Source organism: Actinocrispum sp. NPDC049592, from assembly GCF_040675465.1.
Taxonomy (GTDB): domain Bacteria; phylum Actinomycetota; class Actinomycetes; order Mycobacteriales; family Pseudonocardiaceae; genus Kibdelosporangium.
The window spans coordinates 239,849-254,657 of record NZ_JBFAPA010000015.1; the positions used below are offsets into that span (position 1 = coordinate 239,849).

Sequence of the window (14,809 nt, forward strand, 5' to 3'; positions counted from 1 at the left end):
TCGTCACCCCCGCAACGTCCACACAGGACAAACCAGGGACGTGACACCCCTGGCGACGGCGAGGCCTGACAGACCGGGCGCCTCAGCCGCGGCGAGGACCCTGGGCCACTGCCGCCCGGCCCGCGCGACAACCTCCACCGCGGTGGTGATCCGGATCAACCGCACCGCCTGACCCGCACCCTCTGACCCACCGCCGCCCGTGACACACGCCCGCCGTGTGCCACGGACGGCCCCGCGTACGGCACCCGACCGAAAGGCAGGGAGCATGACCACCGCCCACCACCGGCCGGAACCCAGCCACCTGCACCCCGTCGGGCCCTCAGGCAGACCCGTGATCCGCGTCGGGTCCGACCCGGAAACCATCCGCGTGCTGGGCCAGGCCCTCAACGACCGGATCATCCCGGACAGCTACGTCACCGACGGCGAACCCGTCGTGATCGAAGAGGTATCCGGCGCCGGGGACGTGACCGCCGGAGACGAGGACGCGCCCCTGCCCAAGGCGATATCCGTGCTCCGGCCCCCGCTGCTGGCCAGCCTGCTCGCCGGCCACGTCGACGTCGTGGACGACAAAGGAGAAGTCGCGCCCAAGCGGGAAGTACTGGCCTCCGTGCTGGCTCCCCGATCCTGGCCCGGCCTGCCCCGGCTACGCCGGATCATCTCCACCCCGATGCTGCGCCCGGACGGCACCCTGCTGCAGCAACCCGGCTACGACCCCGCCACCGGCTACTTCCTCACGGTAAGCCAGCCGCTGGACCCCATCCCGGACACACCCACCCCCGCCCAGGTGGACGAGGCATGCGCGTTCCTGCTGGACCAGTTCCTGGCCGATTTCCCCTGGCGCACCGACGCCGACCGGGCCAACTACCTGGCCCTGCTGGTCACCCCGATCATCCGCCCCTACACCCGCGCGCTGTCACCGTTCGGGGTGATCGACGCGACCATGCCCGGCTCCGGCAAGACCATCCTCACCAGCTGCGTCGGCCTGATGATCGGCCAGCGGGTACTGACCTGGACCGACAGCGAGGACGAACTACGCAAGGCGATCACCACCGTGATGCCAGACCAGGTCGGCGCGGTGGTGTTCGACAACCTCGAAGAGGGCACCGTGGTCAACTCCGCCAACCTGGCCCGGTTGATGACCGAGCAGACCTGGACCGACCGGCGGCTGGGCACCAACTCGGCCGCGACCTACCCCAACGACAAACTGTGGCTGGCCACCGGCAACAACCTCCGCGTCGGCGGGGACATGGCCAGCAGGACCGTGTGGGTGCAACTCGATCCGGACTGTCCCCGGCCGGAAGCCCGCACGGGGTTCACCATCCCCAACCTGGACAGTTGGATCCTCGATCCGGCCAACCGCGCGGTCGTGTTGCGGCACGTGCTCATCCTGATCCTGGACTGGACCGCCCACGGCGCGCCGGTCAGCACCAGTGTGCCGGTGATGCGGCAGTTCACCCGCTGGGCGCGCATGGTCGGCGGGTTCCTCGAACACCACGGCATTCCCGCGTTCCTGGCCAACGCCGAAACCTCACGCAGCCTCGATGAGGACGCCGCCGAATGGCGTGCCTTCCTGCTGCGCTGGGACACGCTGCACTGCGGCGCGCGTCTGTCGGCCAACCAGCTACGGCAGACCGCGGAGGTCGGCATGAGCGGCAGCGACCCCTGGGGCGGCTGTTTCCCGGCCCGGCCCAGCGGCATGCCCTACACCGTCCGCGCCCTCGGCAAACTGCTCACCGGCCAACTCGACCGGTGGCGCGGTGATGTCGTGTTGCGCAGCGCCGTGGACACCCACCTGGGTGCCCGCACCTACTGGGTCGAACGCCAAGACGCAGACAGCCCGGACTGACCCGCAAATCAAACCCGCCAAACCCGCAAACCCGCAAAACCAACCCTGACCTGCATAAACACCTGCGGGTTTGGTGTTGTGGACAGTGGAACCAAACCCGCAAACCCGCAGGTTTCGCGGGTTTGACCTGACTGTCCACAATGCAACACCCGCACAGGTTTTCCCTGGTCACCACCCCTAAAAGCGGGTTTGCGGGTTTGCGGGTTTGTTTTGCCCCCTCCGGTTACAGCCACAACCAAGAGGCTGTAACCGGAGGGGGAGAGAGACCGTTCCAGCCCGACCAAGACTCCCTGCCTGACACGGCATTGTTCGAAAGTCGGGTTGATCACCCGGCCAGAACGGAGCACCACCCTCAATGGACAAGACACATCCGAACACTCAACCGCAGCCTGCCCTCATGACCGTCGACGAGGCCGCCAAGCTGCTAGGTCTCCCACGTGCATCCGCCTACCGGTACGCAAAGGCTGGGCACCTGCCCACCGTCCGATTTGGTCGCCGTGTCTACGTCGTACGCGCCAAGTTGACGGACATGCTGCCACCGGAAGACGAGGCCGCGGCATGAGCCCCCGACGCAAGAACAGCCGCAAAGGCAACCAGGGAAGCGTGTTCCAGCGCGGCAACAAGTGGGCCTACAAGTTCTACGCGAACCCGGACCCGTTGACCGGCAAGAACGACACCATCACCAAGAGCGGCTTCGAAACCGCAGATGACGCTCGGGATGCGATGGTCGCGGCGCAAGCAGCCATCCCAGCGGGCACGCACGTGAAGCCCTCGCGCCGGACCGTTGCCGAGTTCTTCGGGGAGTGGCTCGCGTACGTCAAGACATCGACCGAATCGACTACAGCTGCGAACTACGCGGCTCACGCTCAAGCGTATGTGCTGCCATGGATTGGTCATCGCCCACTGCAGGACATCACCCCCTCGGTCGTTGCGGCGCTGTACCAGCAGCTGTTGGAAGGCGGGCGGCGGAAGGCCGACACCAACTGGGACATGTACCAGGTCTGGAAGAGTCATCCGGGCATCTCGTCGCGGCAGTTGTCCGACAAGATCGGCATCACGCGAAACGGCGCCTACAAAGCGATCCGCCGCTACGAGGCCGGGCGGGTACCAGGAGGCGCCACAAGTCCTGGTATCGACCGGAAGACGGTGAAGACCGTCCACATCATGCTCTCCTCCGCGTTCCGCACGGCGGTGGAGTGGTCCTACGTGGGAGCCAACCCGATCGCCCGGGTGAAGCCGCCGGCAGTGAAGAAGAAGCCACACCGCACCTGGACACCACACGAGATGACCAGGTTCCTCGAATACGCACGACAGGACAGGTTCTACGCGTTGTGGGTGTTGGTGGCGACCACGGGCATGCGTCGGTCTGAGCTTTGTGGACTGGCCGTCGGCAGTCTGGACCTCACCGCGGGGACGCTTCAAATGACGTCGACTCGCGTGGTGGCCGCGGGCTCAGTGGAGGACGGGGACGGCAAGACCGCCGGCAGCCGCCGACTGCTCTCGCTGGACAAGTTCACGGTGACCGTGCTGCGGGAGCATCTGGCCCAGCGCAACAGGAACAAGCAGGAGTGGGGCAACGGCTATCAAGATCACGGGCTGGTGTTCTGTTGGGAGAACGGCAAACCGATCTACCCGGACACGATCACCGAGACGTTCAACGCCATCGTGGATCGCGCCGGCCTCCCACACATCAAGCTCCATGACGTGCGCCACACGTACGCCACGGTGGCCCTGCGCTCTGGAGTACACCCGAAGATCGTGAGCGCTCGACTTGGACACGCGACCGTCGCGTTCACACTCGATGTCTACGCCGCGGACATCCCCGGCCTCGATCGGGAGGCTGCGGAAGACATCAGTGGTCTATTCCTACCGGGGCCCGAAACCGGCCTGGACGACCAAGGGTAGGTACGTGCGTAGCTACCGTTTTAGCTACCGCCCGGGTGTGGCAGCAAGGTCACGGCGTGTCCGAAAACGCTGATGGGGCCTGACCATGCTGGTCAGGCCCCATCAGTCGCGAGTGGGCAATACTGGGATCGAACCAGTGACCTCTCCGGTGTGAACGGAGCGCTCTCCCGCTGAGCTAATCACCCTTGCTTGCTGACGGAGTCAAGACTACAGGATGACTTTCCTCGCTCGCATGCACCCCCGGTTTGCCGGTCGACCTGCGGGTCTGTCCTGGTGGCGGGCTTGGAGGGACGAACTTCACGCGGAAGATTCACGCGTTGGCGCTACCAAGTTGGGGCCGGAGCAAGCAGTATGTACCCGTAGGTCCATCAGGTGATTACAGGGCGGAGTCAGTCGATCGCTGTACGTCGGTTTGGGGACCCCAAAAGGGTGAAGATCGGCGGAAATGTGGTCGGGGGGCCATGCTGCGGCGTCACAGGACCGGGACTCAGTCGTTCCATGACTGGGAAGGGAGCAGAAGGGTAGCGACGATGCGCAACGATCACGTGACGCTCCGCTCGACGGCGGTCTTCGACCTGCTCGCACCGCGAACCCCCGCGGTGCCGGTGAAGGTCGAGCTGCGGTACGACACCCGCGACCCGTACGCGGTCGTCGCGGCGTTCCGCACCGGCCGGGCCGGCTGGGTGGAGTGGGTCTTCGCACGCGACCTTCTCGCCGACGGCCTGATCGCCGAGGCGGGTGACGGCGACGTCCGGATCCGTCCCGCCATCGACGACCCCGAGGTGGTCGTGATCGAGCTGAGCTCCCCGTCGGGGCACGCCGTGTTCGAGGCGTCCGCCCAGGAGCTCGCCGACTTCCTCGACCGCACCTACGACGTCGTCGTGCCGGGTAACGAGCACATGTGGGTCAACGTCGACGAGGCGCTCACCCACCTGATCTCCAACGACCTGACCTGAGCAAACATCCCAACCAGACCCCCGTTTGAAACCCGTTTCCCCAGTCGGATAGAGTTCTCCTCGCACCACACGGACGGGACACAATCCCCGAAAAGCTGGGGCAGGCGGACGTAGCGCAGTTGGTAGCGCATCACCTTGCCAAGGTGAGGGTCGCGGGTTCGAGTCCCGTCGTCCGCTCGGCGTCGGCCCCTCGGGCCGGACTCCTGGGAAGTTGACAGGAAAACGGCGCAGTGGCCGAGTGGCTTAGGCAAGGGCCTGCAAAGCCCTGTACGCGGGTTCGATTCCCGCCTGCGCCTCGGGCGATTAGCTCAGTGGGAGAGCGCTACCTTGACACGGTAGAGGTCACTGGTTCAATCCCAGTATCGCCCACCAGGACGTTTGTCCAGGTCAGAGACCCTTTCTTGCGATCAGCGAGGAAGGGTCTTTCTGCATCTCCAAGATCGCATCCGGCATCGACGCGCGCCGGTCCGCCGTGCCCACCCGTCCTGGGCCCTCACCAACACTGGCGAGCGTGCCCATGTCGATCTCCATGGTCCACCGCGGAGCCGACCGGGCTCGGTGCACGTCAATGCACATCACGACGTCACTGAAAGACCAGACCGGCACGGTCCATGAAATAGCTATCCGGATTCTTGAATTCGTAATTCCAATCAAAACACCCGGGAGAGCTGTCACTCGGTCAGGGGCATCGCCAAACTCGGCGAAGTGTCGTAACCTCCACACCATGCAAACAGTTGACGTCAAGCTTGTGGGCGGACGGCGGCACGGCGAAATAGTGCAAGTACTACTCACCAAGGAAGGTACACCGTGCTCGCCGATGGCGTGGCCGGCCATGGAAATCCCCTGGTGCCCGTTGCTGGTCTACGAGCTGGACGGCCAGGACGCCAACGGAACCTGGATCTTCCGATATCGAAACGCCCACTACGGCGGCTGGTAATCAAACCGCTCACCACATGGCAAACTTGACGTTCTAAGCTAAGCAATATCAGCTGATCACAGCTCAAATGCAGATTCGTGAAACGAAGGCTCTCGCCAGGCTTCTTCTTACCGACACGGTCCAATCACCGCCCAGCGGCTCGCCCTGCCTAAACAGGTCGAATTGGGTGTCACTCGCCTCGGCGGCCTGACACGCACACGTCGGCAACGCTCTCACGAATCCTCTTTCGTGACGCCATCCGAATGGGTTGACCACCCCCGGCCAGGCGCCATCAACGGTCCGCAACCAGACGCTCAACAGGCCCAGGGACGGCACCGCCCCGATCAGGACCATCCTTCGGACTCTGGACGACTCTGCTCAGTGCTTCGAACTTTCGCAGCGTCGTCCTTCGTCATGTTTGGGAGCCGAGCCCCCCCAACCCCCACGTGGGCGCTTCGCGCGCCTTGCCTTCCAGCGTCGCGCAGGAAGTACAGGGCCGTTGTGGCTCCGTCGACGAGCGCACCCGGATCAGGACTTCGCGGTCACCCGGCTCGGGCTTGACGACCTCGGCGACTCGGAGAACCGCCGGGCCGCCGAACCGGTCGTACACCACTGCTCTCACAGCACGGCACACTATTGCGGCCGTGCCGATGGCTATCTCAGCGATCTCCGCCTTCGGATGACGGAAAACACCGTCAGGATAAGCAAGAGCGGTCCCGCGATGAGCAACTCGGGTGCCGCTGCGGCGGGTTCGGGCTGGACCGCGGCCGCTTCGGCCGGCGGGCCGCCGCCGCAGCCGTTCTGGGTGTGGAACAGATCGGCGGCGAGCGAAGGGCTTTTCATGACAGCGTATTCGACGGCTGTGGGCATGTGCGCCTCCCTTGACACCGCTCAGTCTGGCGTGCGCGGAAGAAAGATCGCCACCCCGGAGGGCACATCGGCGCCCTCCGGGAGCAAGCGGTCAGTTCAGCGGCCGGGTGCCCTCGGGAACGCCGCCGCCCGAATGGACCGACTCCACCAGCGAAGCCAGCGCCGTCAAAGCAACCCGCTGCGACAACGGGCCGAACGAGATCCGGGCCACGCCAAGCGCGGTGAGCCGCTCCTGTGACGGGTTGCCCGGGATACCGATCATGGTCAGCCGCTGCGGGCCGAACGCGTCGACCAGGGTCGACACCTCGTCCTCATTGAGCACAGCGGGAACGAACACGACCGGCGCGCCCGCGTCGAGGAAAGCCTTGCCCCGGGCCACCGCGTCGGCCAGGACCTCGTCCCGCGGCCGGTCGCCGGCGCGCGCGAACGCGTCTGTGCGCGCGTTCAGCACGAAGTCCGGCACGCCCTCGGCCGCGGCGGCCTTCATGATCGCCTCGACCTGCGCGGCCGCCTCGGCCAGCGGCTTCATCTGGTCCTCGATGTTGGCGCCCACCGCGCCCGCGCCGATCGCCTTGCGGATCGTCTCCGGCGCGTTGCCGTAGCCGCCCTCGAGGTCGGCGGTGACCGGGAGGTCGGTGGCGGCCACGATCCGCCGGACCTCCTCGATCATCTCGTCCACCGGGATGTTCTCGCCGTCCTCGTATCCCCGGGAGGCGGCGATCGAGTGGCTGGCGGTGGCCAGCGCCTCGGTTCCCGGGATGGCGGCCACCACCTTGGCGCTGACCACATCCCAGATGTTCACCACAGTCAGGAGTTTGGCGTCCTGGTGCAGCTCCAGCAGTCTGCTGGCACGATCGTTCACTGCCATCTCATCCGTTCCTCGCGGTCGACATGAGTACCCGTCCACACGCAGTCAACCACCTGGGAACCGGCTTGCCGGCGCCAGCCGACCCGTTCGTACAGCGGCCGGAACCCGAGGCGCACCATGGCCGCGCCGTCCCGGCGAAGTAGACACCCGCCGGCCCGGTTGAAGAAGTTGCTGGGATCCGACCGGATCGCCAGGCCGTGGACTCTACCGGCCTGGACCGCGCGGATGCCCAGCGGCTCACGCGGCCCGCTGGTCGCGAACTCCACATAGGACTGGATCTCGATCTGTTCGGCCTGGCCGACCGTCATGCCGGTTATCGGGCATGCCCTTCCCCGCGAAGTCGAGCGGCGAGAAGTTGTCTGGCCGGGATTCGCGGCCGGCAAACCACTCACGAGCGTTGGGGGGCGCCGAGGTCGCGGGAGAGGGCCAGGGCGGCGGTTTGGACCGCGGGGGCCATGCGGCGCACGTTCAGGCGGCCGGTCCAGCCGGAAACCGACAGTCCCGCAACGACTTGACCGTCGGGGCCGGTCACCGGGCTGGCCGCGCACACCAGTCCGGCCCCGGATTCCTCGTAGTCGTAGGCGATTCCGGTCGAACGGATGGTCGTCAGCTCGCGTTGCAGGATGCGGGGGACGACCTTGGTGCGTTCGGCCAGGCGGGGCAGCCCTGCGCGCATGACAGAGTCGACGACTTCAGCAGGGGAGAACGCCAGGATGGCCTTGCCGACGCCGGTTGCGTGCGCAGGCAGGCGGCCGCCAACGCGTGACGGCAGAGCGGGCGCGTCCTTGTGCCGGAGGATCTCCACGTAGACCACCTCGGTGCCGTCCAGCACGGCCAGGTGCACGGTCTGGCGCGTCGCGCCGCGCAGGTCGGCCATGTACGGCAGCGCCGCGTCGCGCAGCCGCCGTTTGCGTGGCACGAGTTCGCCGAGCTCGAACAGGTGCAGGCCGAGCACGACCGCGGTGCCCCGCCGTTCCACCATCCCGTGCGTCTCCAGCTCGGTGACCAGGCGGTGCACGGTCGACTTGGCCATCCCCGTCCGCCGGGCCAGCTCGGAGATGCCCAGCTCGCGGTCGTCGGCGGTGAACGCGCCGAGGATGGCGAACGCCCGGTCCAGCACGCTGCGAGCGTTCAGCTCAGTGGAACGCATGCGTTGCATTGTCGCCCGCCGGGGCGCAGCCTGCAATCACCGTGCCGCGCGGGTTTTCCCAGGCACCGGGCTAATCGCAGGGAGCAACCGATGAGTGTGGACATTGCGGCCGCGGCGGCGGGGCTGCTGCGGGCGTACCAGACCGGCGAGCCGGTCGAGCCCCTGGCGCCGCGGTTCGACGGCCTCGACATCGACGGCGCCTACGCCATCCAGCTGGCCCAGGTCGAGCAGTGGCTGGCCGACGGCGCGGTGCTCAAGGGGCACAAGGTCGGCCTGACCTCGGCCGCCATGCAGCAGCAGCTCGGCGTGGACCGGCCCGACTTCGGCCACCTCACCGACCGGATGTTCCACCCGGAGGGGCAGGCGATCGACATCGCCGGGTTCCTGCAGCCGCGGGTGGAGCCGGAGATCGCCTTCGTCCTCGGCAAACCGTTGGCCGGTCCGGGGGTTACGGTCGCCGACGTGGCTTCGGCGGTGGAATGGGTGATGCCGTCGCTGGAGATCATCGACTCGCGGGTGCGGGACTGGAAGATCTCCATTGTGGACACCGTCGCCGACAACGCTTCCTCGGGTGGGGTTGTGCTCGGCGGTTCGGTCCGACGTTTGTCCGAAGTGGACGTTCGGTTGCTGGGCGGTGTGCTGTACCGCAACGGTGAACTGGTCGGGACCGGTGCCGGGGGAGCGGTGCTGGGCAACCCGCTCAACGCGGTGGCTTGGCTGGCGAACGTTCTCGGTGAGCGTGGAGCGAAGCTGGACGCCGGGCACGTTGTGCTGCCGGGGTCGATCACGGCCGCTGTTCCGGTTGCCTCGGGTGATGTGGTGACCGCGACGTTCGACGGGCTGGGCACGGTGACCGCACGATTCGGGAAGGTGGGCGGCTGATGGCCAGGCTGACCGCGGCCATTGTCGGGCCGGGCAACATCGGGACCGACCTGCTGGCGAAACTTCGGCGCGGTGACGTCATCGAGGTGCGGTACCTGGTCGGGGTGGACCCGGCGTCGGACGGGCTGGCGCGGGCGGCCGAACTCGGCATCCAGACCAGCGCGCAGGGCGTGCCATGGCTGCTGGAACAGGAGCTGCCGGACCTCGTGTTCGAGGCGACGAGCGCGAAAGCCCATGAGGCCAACGCGGTTCTCTACGCGCAGGCCGGGATCCAGGCGGTGGACCTGACTCCGGCGGCGGTCGGGCCGTTCGTATGCCCGCCGGTGAACCTGCACCAGCACCTGAGCGCGCCGAACCTCAACATGATCACGTGCGGCGGGCAGGCGACGATCCCGATCGTGCACGCGGTCTCACGCGTGACGCCCGTGCCGTACGCGGAGATCGTCGCGTCGATCGCGTCCCGGTCCGCGGGTCCGGGCACCCGCGCGAACATCGACGAGTTCACCGAGACCACGGCGCGTGCGATCGAGGAGGTCGGTGGGGCCTCGCGGGGCAAGGCGGTGATCATCCTGAACCCGGCCACGCCGCCGATGATCATGCGGGACACCGTGTTCTGCGCGGTCTCGCCGGAGGTGGACCGGGACGCGGTCGCGTCGTCCATCCATGAGATGGTGGCGGAGGTTCAGCGGTATGTGCCCGGTTACACGCTTCGGGCCGAGCCGCAGTACGACTCGCCGCGCGAGGACTGGGGCGGCAACGCGCGGATCGGGGTGTTCCTCGAGGTCCGCGGCAATGGCGACTACCTGCCGGAGTGGGCGGGGAACCTGGACATCATGACCGCGGCCGCCGCACGGGTCGGCGACCTGATCGCGACCGGGGCGGTGACCCGATGAAGACCGACATCAGGCTGACGGACACGACATTGCGCGATGGCAGCCACGCGATGTCGCACCGGTTCACGCTTTCGCAGGTGCGTTCCGTGGTGGCGGCGTTGGATGGCGCTGGGGTTCAGGTGATCGAGGTGACGCACGGCGACGGCCTCGGCGGCTCCAGCTTCAACTACGGGTTTTCCGCGGTGGACGAGATCAAGCTGATCACCGCGGCGGCCGAAACCGCTGCCCAGGCACGGATCGCTGTGTTGTTGTTGCCTGGCCTCGGAACCGTGCACGACCTGCACCGCGCGTACGACGCCGGTGCGCGTGTCGCCCGGATCGCCACCCATTGCACGGAAGCGGACGTGTCGATCCAGCATTTCGGTGCGGCACGGGATCTTGGCATGGAGACGGTCGGTTTCCTGATGCTGTCCCACATGATCTCGCCCGGCGAACTGGCCGCGCAGGCCCGGATCATGGCCGACGCGGGCTGCCAGTGTGTGTACGTCGTGGACTCGGCGGGCGCCTTGGTCCCTGCCGACGTCACCGCCCGCGTCGAGGCCCTCATCGGCGAACTGGGCGACGACGCCCAAGTAGGCATCCACGCGCACCAAAACCTCAGCCTCGGCGTCGCCAACTCCCTCGCGGCCTGGAACGCCGGTGCCCACCAAGTCGACGGCACCCTCTGTGCCCTCGGCGCCGGCGCAGGCAACGCCCCCACGGAGGTGTTGGCAGCGGTGTTCGACAAACTGGGTGTCCACACCGGACTGGACGTCCCCGCGTTGCTCGCCGCCGCGGAGGAAATCGTCCTGCCCTTCATCCCCCGGCAGCCGTGGGCCGGCCGCAACGCGATCGTCCAGGGCTACGCGGGCGTCTACTCCTCGTTCCTGCTGCACGCCGAACGCGCCGCCGCCCGCTACGGCGTCCCCGCTCACGAGATCCTCCGCCGCGTCGGCGAGGCCCGTTACGTCGGCGGCCAAGAGGACATGATCATCGACATCGCCCTGGAACTGTCCAAGACCTGAACTGGGCTATCCCGGAAAACCTGACCGCCGGACAGCGACTCGAGGTGGCCGCGCAGTTGCTCGACACCGTGACAGCAGGCTGACACACGATCGGGTGGTGGAAAACCCGTAACAGTGGGTACCTGTACAGCGACCCTGAGCGTGTGACAGCAGAAGGGGCGCCCGTGCGAAACGCGATCAAGCTGATGGTGGCCTGCGCGATGCTCGTCGCGGCCGGTTGCGGCCAAGTCACCACCCCTGGCGGCACGCTGACGACATCAGCCCACACTCAGCAGACCCAGCAACCCAAACCGGCGAAGCAGTGGGCGATGCCCAACCTGGTCGGCAGCAACCTGCAGCAGGCCCAGGACCAGATGCAGAAGCTCACCGGCGACCCGGTCTTCCTCACCACCTCGCACGACGCCACCGGCCAGAAACGCCACCAGGTCCTGGACAAGAACTGGAAGGTGTGCAGCCAGAGCGTCGCGCCCGGCACCCAGATCACCCTGGATTCGCCGATCGACTTCGGCGCGGTGAAGAACGAGGAGTCCTGCCCGTAAGCTCGAACCGTGATCGCGCGGATCTGGCAGGGATGGGCAGCGAAGGCAACGGCCGACGACTACCAGCGTCACTACGAGTCCGAGGTGGCCGGGCATCTCCGGCAGGTGCCCGGCTTCAAAGGCGCCAGGTTGTTGCGCCGGGAGGACGGCGGCGAGGTGATGTTCACGTCCATCACCCTCTTCGACAGCATCGACGACGTTCGTGGCTTCGCCGGTGACGACTACGAGCAGGCTGTCGTCGAGGACGCCGCGAGGAAGGCCCTTAGCCGCTGGGATGAACAGGTGACCCACCACGAGATCGCCGTTGATCTCGGGCCCTGAGGTCAGCTGATGCCGGGTGGGTAAGGCATGGAACGGAAGTCCTGGTCCAGCCGGGCGATCGACTTGGGCAGCCACGAAGCCCGCAGCTGGTACACGGTCGACGCGGGCAGACCTGGGTTGGGTGTGCGGGTACTGGGTTTGGCGATGGACTGCAGTGCCCACGCGAACCCGGTGACCGGGCTGATCCGCGCCCACCGCAACGGCGAGATCCCCAGCAGCATCATCGCGCGTTGCAACACATACCAACCGTGATACGCCACAGGAGGCGTGCGGTTCATGGTGTGCACTTCCGCCTCGACGTCCGCGCGGCGCGGGTCGAACAGGACGCCCTGGCCGAACCAGGCGAACGCGTCGACGAACTCGGGGCTGTTCGGGCGGTAGAAGCTGTCGAACAGGTTCAGCTGGAACTGGGAAAGGAACGCGAGGTCCGAGCGCAGCGGCGCCATGTACTCGGTGAACGTGTACGGATACCCTGGGGCGGCGACGAATTCCTGTCACTTGTCGCGTAGCGCGGTGTTGAAGTCCAAGGCGCCCAAGTGGTCCTGGAGCGCCCCGTACTTGGTGAGCAGGTCGTCCGTGGGGTTGTAGAAGGACCGGTCGTCGAACACGTACCAGAACTCGTTGGCCTTGCGGTCGCCCAACATGCCTGGCACATCGGGTAACCGGGTGCCCGCGAGGGCGGTGCCGGGTAACGCGACGCCGGCCACGATCGACAAAGCGGAAGCGCGCAGCAGTGTGCGGCGGTCCATGGTGGACTCCTCGGCGAACGGGACATGATGACCCGACCAACATATCCCGCTGGGGCGCACCGCTGCTCGTCCCTGGCAAACCATTGCCAGGTAAGGAAATGCGGCCGAGTGGCCCACTGGACCACTCGGCCGGTGGCGACTCAGCTGATCGCGAAGTCGTCCGCGAAGACATTGCCCTGCGCGTACCAGCCGTGCACGAACACGGTCACCGCGCCGGAAGTGCCGGTGGTGAACGGAACCGACAGCTGGGTCCAGCCGCTGGACGAGGTCCACGTGGTGGCGTTGGCGCCGCCGCGCACGCCGATGTAGGCGAAGTTGCCCTGCACCCAAGCCTTCAGGGTGTAGCTGTGGTTGGGCTGCAGGCTGACCGCCTGGGTGGCCTCACCGGTCTGCGAAGAGGTCGCGGTGACCTGCAACGCGTGTGTGCCGGAGTGGACGGGGGAGCTGACGATCGAGTCGCCCGGGGCCGACCACGGGGTCAGGATCCCGGCTTCGAAGCCCGCGTTGACGATCCCGCCGGTGGGCGTGCTTCCGTTGATTGTCAACGTGTAGGTGGCGGTGTGGGTCGCGGCCGCCGACCGTCCGGTGACGGTCAGCAGGTAGCTGCCCGGCACCGCGGCGGAGGTCGTGGCGATGTTCAGCGTCGCGGAACCGCCTGCGGTGACTGAAGATGGGCTCACCGTCGCGGTGACCCCCGCGGGAGCGCCGGAAACGCTGAGGGTCACGGACTGTGCGGTGCCGGAGGTGACGGCGGTAGCGACGGACGCCGAGGTCGAGGCGCCCGGGTTCACCGCGCCGGAACCAGGGTTCACTGCGATGGAGAAGTCGTTGCCCGGGTTGGGGTTCCCGCCGCTGAACGGCGCGAACGTGTGCGTGAACTGCCAGGTGCTCTGGGAGATGCCGGAACAGTTGTCCTGGCCGCCGGTGCCGGGGCAGCCGCCGTTGTCCCGCTGCAGGGCCCAGAACGACAGGGTGTTGACTCCCTTGTTGACCGCCCAGTTGTAGACCGTCGTCGCGTCCGCGGTGGTGAACGTCTCGGCCGGGCCGAAGTCGTCGATGCCGAGCATCTCGGTGATGCCGACCATCGCCCACAGCTGCGCCTGGGTCTTGCCCGGGTAGAGCGAACCCAGCTGTCGCACCAGGCCCTCGGCGGAGGTCTGGGTGTCCTGGGCCATCTGGTGCGGCTGGTTGTCGTAGTAGTCGAAGGTCATCATGTTCACGACGTCGATGCGCGCGTTGTTGCTCACGGCGTTGCGCAGCACGGCAAGCCCGCTGTCAGCCAGGCCCTGCGTCGTGGTGGGCAGGGTGTAGGAGAACTGGATCGACCGGCCGTTGGCGGCGGCCCAGTCCTCGACCTGTTTGACCGCCTTGTTGCGCCGGTCGATGCCACCGCTGTTGGTCAGCGAGTTGTCCTCGATGTCCAGATCGATGCGGCTGATGTTGTAGGTGGTGATGACGTTCTGGAAGACCGCCGCGATCGAGTTGACGTTGGTGCAGCTGTCGGCGATCTCAGTGCCCGTGTTGTCGGCGGTGAACCCGCCGAACGACGGGATCACGTCACCGCCGTTGGCGCGGATGGTGTTGATGTCGGCGCCGAACGTCGAGGACGCGATCGGCATCCCGGTGTCGCCGTTCCAGTACGCCGTGCAGGAACCCTTGGTGGCGGCCTGCAGGAAGGCCATGGTCAGGTACTTCGCGCCGGACTGCTGGGCCAGCGCCGCCGGGCTTTCACCCGTCCAGGCCTCGAAGTACGGCGCGAACACGTGCGTGGGCAGGGCCGCGTGGGCCGTTCCCGCGGTGGCCACCGCCAGGCCGAGGCCGGTGGAAATGGCCGTGGCTAAGGACAACAGCCGTTTGGTCAGTCGCATGGGCGTGCTCCAGGGGCAGGGGTGGGACGCCGCGTGCGTCGC

At 67.0% G+C, this 14,809-nt stretch carries 18 protein-coding genes and 4 tRNA genes; 13 read left to right on the forward strand and 9 right to left on the reverse strand.

Annotation, left to right across the window (positions count from 1 at the left end; translation table 11 throughout):
- Nucleotides 1–265: 265 nt before the first annotated feature.
- From AB0J95_RS33150 to AB0J95_RS33160, 3 genes are all read left to right on the forward strand, one after another.
- Nucleotides 266–1,846 (forward strand): hypothetical protein, encoded by a 1,581-nt coding sequence (locus AB0J95_RS33150; protein WP_364766785.1) that lies wholly within the window; start codon nt 266–268, stop codon nt 1,844–1,846.
- Nucleotides 1,847–2,243: 397 nt separating this feature from the next.
- Nucleotides 2,244–2,408 carry a helix-turn-helix domain-containing protein gene (locus AB0J95_RS33155; RefSeq protein ID WP_364766788.1) on the forward strand — a complete coding sequence of 55 codons (165 nt, stop codon included), beginning with the start codon at nt 2,244–2,246 and terminating at the stop codon, nt 2,406–2,408.
- Between the two features lie 95 nt (nt 2,409–2,503).
- Nucleotides 2,504–3,751, forward strand: coding sequence for a tyrosine-type recombinase/integrase (locus AB0J95_RS33160; RefSeq protein WP_364766791.1), 1,248 nt, complete (start codon nt 2,504–2,506; stop codon nt 3,749–3,751).
- Between the two features lie 113 nt (nt 3,752–3,864).
- Here AB0J95_RS33160 and AB0J95_RS33165 read toward each other — a convergent pair.
- Nucleotides 3,865–3,936: transfer RNA gene (locus tag AB0J95_RS33165), tRNA-Val, on the reverse strand.
- A 345-nt stretch (nt 3,937–4,281) separates the two neighbouring features.
- Here AB0J95_RS33165 and AB0J95_RS33170 point away from each other — a divergent pair.
- The 4 genes from AB0J95_RS33170 to AB0J95_RS33185 all read left to right on the forward strand — a co-directional run bounded on the left by AB0J95_RS33170 (nt 4,282) and on the right by AB0J95_RS33185 (nt 5,079).
- On the forward strand, nt 4,282–4,707 hold the full coding sequence (locus AB0J95_RS33170) for an SsgA family sporulation/cell division regulator (protein WP_364766794.1): 426 nt from the start codon (nt 4,282–4,284) through the stop codon (nt 4,705–4,707).
- Nucleotides 4,708–4,811: 104 nt separating this feature from the next.
- Nucleotides 4,812–4,884: transfer RNA gene (locus AB0J95_RS33175), tRNA-Gly, on the forward strand.
- 47 nt (nt 4,885–4,931) lie between these two features.
- A tRNA-Cys gene (locus tag AB0J95_RS33180) sits at nt 4,932–5,003 on the forward strand.
- A gap of 1 nt (nt 5,004) precedes the next feature.
- Nucleotides 5,005–5,079: transfer RNA gene (locus tag AB0J95_RS33185), tRNA-Val, on the forward strand.
- A 15-nt stretch (nt 5,080–5,094) separates the two neighbouring features.
- Here AB0J95_RS33185 and AB0J95_RS33190 read toward each other — a convergent pair.
- Nucleotides 5,095–5,238 (reverse strand): hypothetical protein, encoded by a 144-nt coding sequence (locus tag AB0J95_RS33190; RefSeq protein WP_364766797.1) that lies wholly within the window; start codon nt 5,236–5,238, stop codon nt 5,095–5,097.
- Between the two features lie 193 nt (nt 5,239–5,431).
- On the opposite strand from AB0J95_RS33190, the gene AB0J95_RS33195 reads away from it, so the two are divergent.
- Nucleotides 5,432–5,644: a hypothetical protein gene (locus AB0J95_RS33195; RefSeq protein WP_364766800.1), complete on the forward strand. Its 213-nt coding sequence runs from the start codon at nt 5,432–5,434 to the stop codon at nt 5,642–5,644.
- Between the two features lie 633 nt (nt 5,645–6,277).
- On the opposite strand, the gene AB0J95_RS33200 is transcribed toward AB0J95_RS33195, so the two are convergent.
- The 4 genes from AB0J95_RS33200 to AB0J95_RS33215 form a co-directional block, all read right to left on the reverse strand.
- Complete coding sequence (locus AB0J95_RS33200; RefSeq protein WP_364766803.1) at nt 6,278–6,493, reverse strand: hypothetical protein; 216 nt, start codon at nt 6,491–6,493, stop codon at nt 6,278–6,280.
- A gap of 91 nt (nt 6,494–6,584) precedes the next feature.
- Nucleotides 6,585–7,361 carry an isocitrate lyase/phosphoenolpyruvate mutase family protein gene (locus AB0J95_RS33205; protein ID WP_364766806.1) on the reverse strand — a complete coding sequence of 259 codons (777 nt, stop codon included), beginning with the start codon at nt 7,359–7,361 and terminating at the stop codon, nt 6,585–6,587.
- On the reverse strand, nt 7,352–7,669 hold the full coding sequence (locus AB0J95_RS33210) for a hypothetical protein (RefSeq protein WP_364766809.1): 318 nt from the start codon (nt 7,667–7,669) through the stop codon (nt 7,352–7,354). Before AB0J95_RS33210 ends, AB0J95_RS33205 begins: the two co-directional genes overlap by 10 nt.
- Before the next feature lie 80 nt (nt 7,670–7,749).
- The gene (locus AB0J95_RS33215) at nt 7,750–8,511 is read right to left on the reverse strand and encodes an IclR family transcriptional regulator (RefSeq protein ID WP_364766812.1); all 762 of its coding nucleotides are present in this window, start codon (nt 8,509–8,511) and stop codon (nt 7,750–7,752) included.
- 90 nt (nt 8,512–8,601) lie between these two features.
- Between AB0J95_RS33215 and AB0J95_RS33220 the strand changes: the two genes are divergently transcribed.
- From AB0J95_RS33220 to AB0J95_RS33240, 5 genes are all read left to right on the forward strand, one after another.
- Entirely contained in the window at nt 8,602–9,393 is a 792-nt protein-coding gene (locus tag AB0J95_RS33220) for a 2-keto-4-pentenoate hydratase (protein ID WP_364766815.1), read from the forward strand.
- The gene (locus AB0J95_RS33225; RefSeq protein WP_364766818.1) at nt 9,393–10,286 is read left to right on the forward strand and encodes an acetaldehyde dehydrogenase (acetylating); all 894 of its coding nucleotides are present in this window, start codon (nt 9,393–9,395) and stop codon (nt 10,284–10,286) included. Before AB0J95_RS33220 ends, AB0J95_RS33225 begins: the two co-directional genes overlap by 1 nt.
- Complete coding sequence (gene dmpG, locus AB0J95_RS33230; RefSeq protein WP_364766821.1) at nt 10,283–11,290, forward strand: 4-hydroxy-2-oxovalerate aldolase; 1,008 nt, start codon at nt 10,283–10,285, stop codon at nt 11,288–11,290. Before AB0J95_RS33225 ends, dmpG begins: the two co-directional genes overlap by 4 nt.
- Before the next feature lie 164 nt (nt 11,291–11,454).
- Nucleotides 11,455–11,829: a PASTA domain-containing protein gene (locus AB0J95_RS33235; RefSeq protein ID WP_364766824.1), complete on the forward strand. Its 375-nt coding sequence runs from the start codon at nt 11,455–11,457 to the stop codon at nt 11,827–11,829.
- A gap of 9 nt (nt 11,830–11,838) precedes the next feature.
- On the forward strand, nt 11,839–12,150 hold the full coding sequence (locus AB0J95_RS33240) for an antibiotic biosynthesis monooxygenase (RefSeq protein WP_364766827.1): 312 nt from the start codon (nt 11,839–11,841) through the stop codon (nt 12,148–12,150).
- A gap of 2 nt (nt 12,151–12,152) precedes the next feature.
- On the opposite strand, the gene AB0J95_RS33245 is transcribed toward AB0J95_RS33240, so the two are convergent.
- The 3 genes from AB0J95_RS33245 to AB0J95_RS33255 form a co-directional block, all read right to left on the reverse strand.
- Nucleotides 12,153–12,596: a hypothetical protein gene (locus tag AB0J95_RS33245; protein WP_364766830.1), complete on the reverse strand. Its 444-nt coding sequence runs from the start codon at nt 12,594–12,596 to the stop codon at nt 12,153–12,155.
- 48 nt (nt 12,597–12,644) lie between these two features.
- On the reverse strand, nt 12,645–12,899 hold the full coding sequence (locus AB0J95_RS33250) for a hypothetical protein (protein WP_364766833.1): 255 nt from the start codon (nt 12,897–12,899) through the stop codon (nt 12,645–12,647).
- 140 nt (nt 12,900–13,039) lie between these two features.
- Nucleotides 13,040–14,767, reverse strand: coding sequence for a glycosyl hydrolase family 18 protein (locus AB0J95_RS33255; protein ID WP_364766836.1), 1,728 nt, complete (start codon nt 14,765–14,767; stop codon nt 13,040–13,042).
- Nucleotides 14,768–14,809: the final 42 nt, after the last annotated feature.

Excerpts from the sequence above, each read along its gene's own strand:
- AB0J95_RS33150 (WP_364766785.1), top strand. The coding sequence starts at position 266 with ATGACCACCGCCCACCACCGGCCGGAACCCAGCCACCTGCACCCCGTC.
- AB0J95_RS33155 (WP_364766788.1), top strand. The coding sequence starts at position 2,244 with ATGACCGTCGACGAGGCCGCCAAGCTGCTAGGTCTCCCACGTGCATCC.
- AB0J95_RS33170 (WP_364766794.1), top strand. The coding sequence starts at position 4,282 with ATGCGCAACGATCACGTGACGCTCCGCTCGACGGCGGTCTTCGACCTG.
- AB0J95_RS33190 (WP_364766797.1), bottom strand. The coding sequence starts at position 5,238 with ATGGAGATCGACATGGGCACGCTCGCCAGTGTTGGTGAGGGCCCAGGA.
- AB0J95_RS33195 (WP_364766800.1), top strand. The coding sequence starts at position 5,432 with ATGCAAACAGTTGACGTCAAGCTTGTGGGCGGACGGCGGCACGGCGAA.
- AB0J95_RS33200 (WP_364766803.1), bottom strand. The coding sequence starts at position 6,493 with ATGCCCACAGCCGTCGAATACGCTGTCATGAAAAGCCCTTCGCTCGCC.
- AB0J95_RS33205 (WP_364766806.1), bottom strand. The coding sequence starts at position 7,361 with ATGGCAGTGAACGATCGTGCCAGCAGACTGCTGGAGCTGCACCAGGAC.
- AB0J95_RS33210 (WP_364766809.1), bottom strand. The coding sequence starts at position 7,669 with ATGACGGTCGGCCAGGCCGAACAGATCGAGATCCAGTCCTATGTGGAG.
- AB0J95_RS33215 (WP_364766812.1), bottom strand. The coding sequence starts at position 8,511 with ATGCGTTCCACTGAGCTGAACGCTCGCAGCGTGCTGGACCGGGCGTTC.
- AB0J95_RS33220 (WP_364766815.1), top strand. The coding sequence starts at position 8,602 with ATGAGTGTGGACATTGCGGCCGCGGCGGCGGGGCTGCTGCGGGCGTAC.
- AB0J95_RS33225 (WP_364766818.1), top strand. The coding sequence starts at position 9,393 with ATGGCCAGGCTGACCGCGGCCATTGTCGGGCCGGGCAACATCGGGACC.
- dmpG (WP_364766821.1), top strand. The coding sequence starts at position 10,283 with ATGAAGACCGACATCAGGCTGACGGACACGACATTGCGCGATGGCAGC.
- AB0J95_RS33245 (WP_364766830.1), bottom strand. The coding sequence starts at position 12,596 with ATGGCGCCGCTGCGCTCGGACCTCGCGTTCCTTTCCCAGTTCCAGCTG.
- AB0J95_RS33250 (WP_364766833.1), bottom strand. The coding sequence starts at position 12,899 with ATGGACCGCCGCACACTGCTGCGCGCTTCCGCTTTGTCGATCGTGGCC.
- AB0J95_RS33255 (WP_364766836.1), bottom strand. The coding sequence starts at position 14,767 with ATGCGACTGACCAAACGGCTGTTGTCCTTAGCCACGGCCATTTCCACC.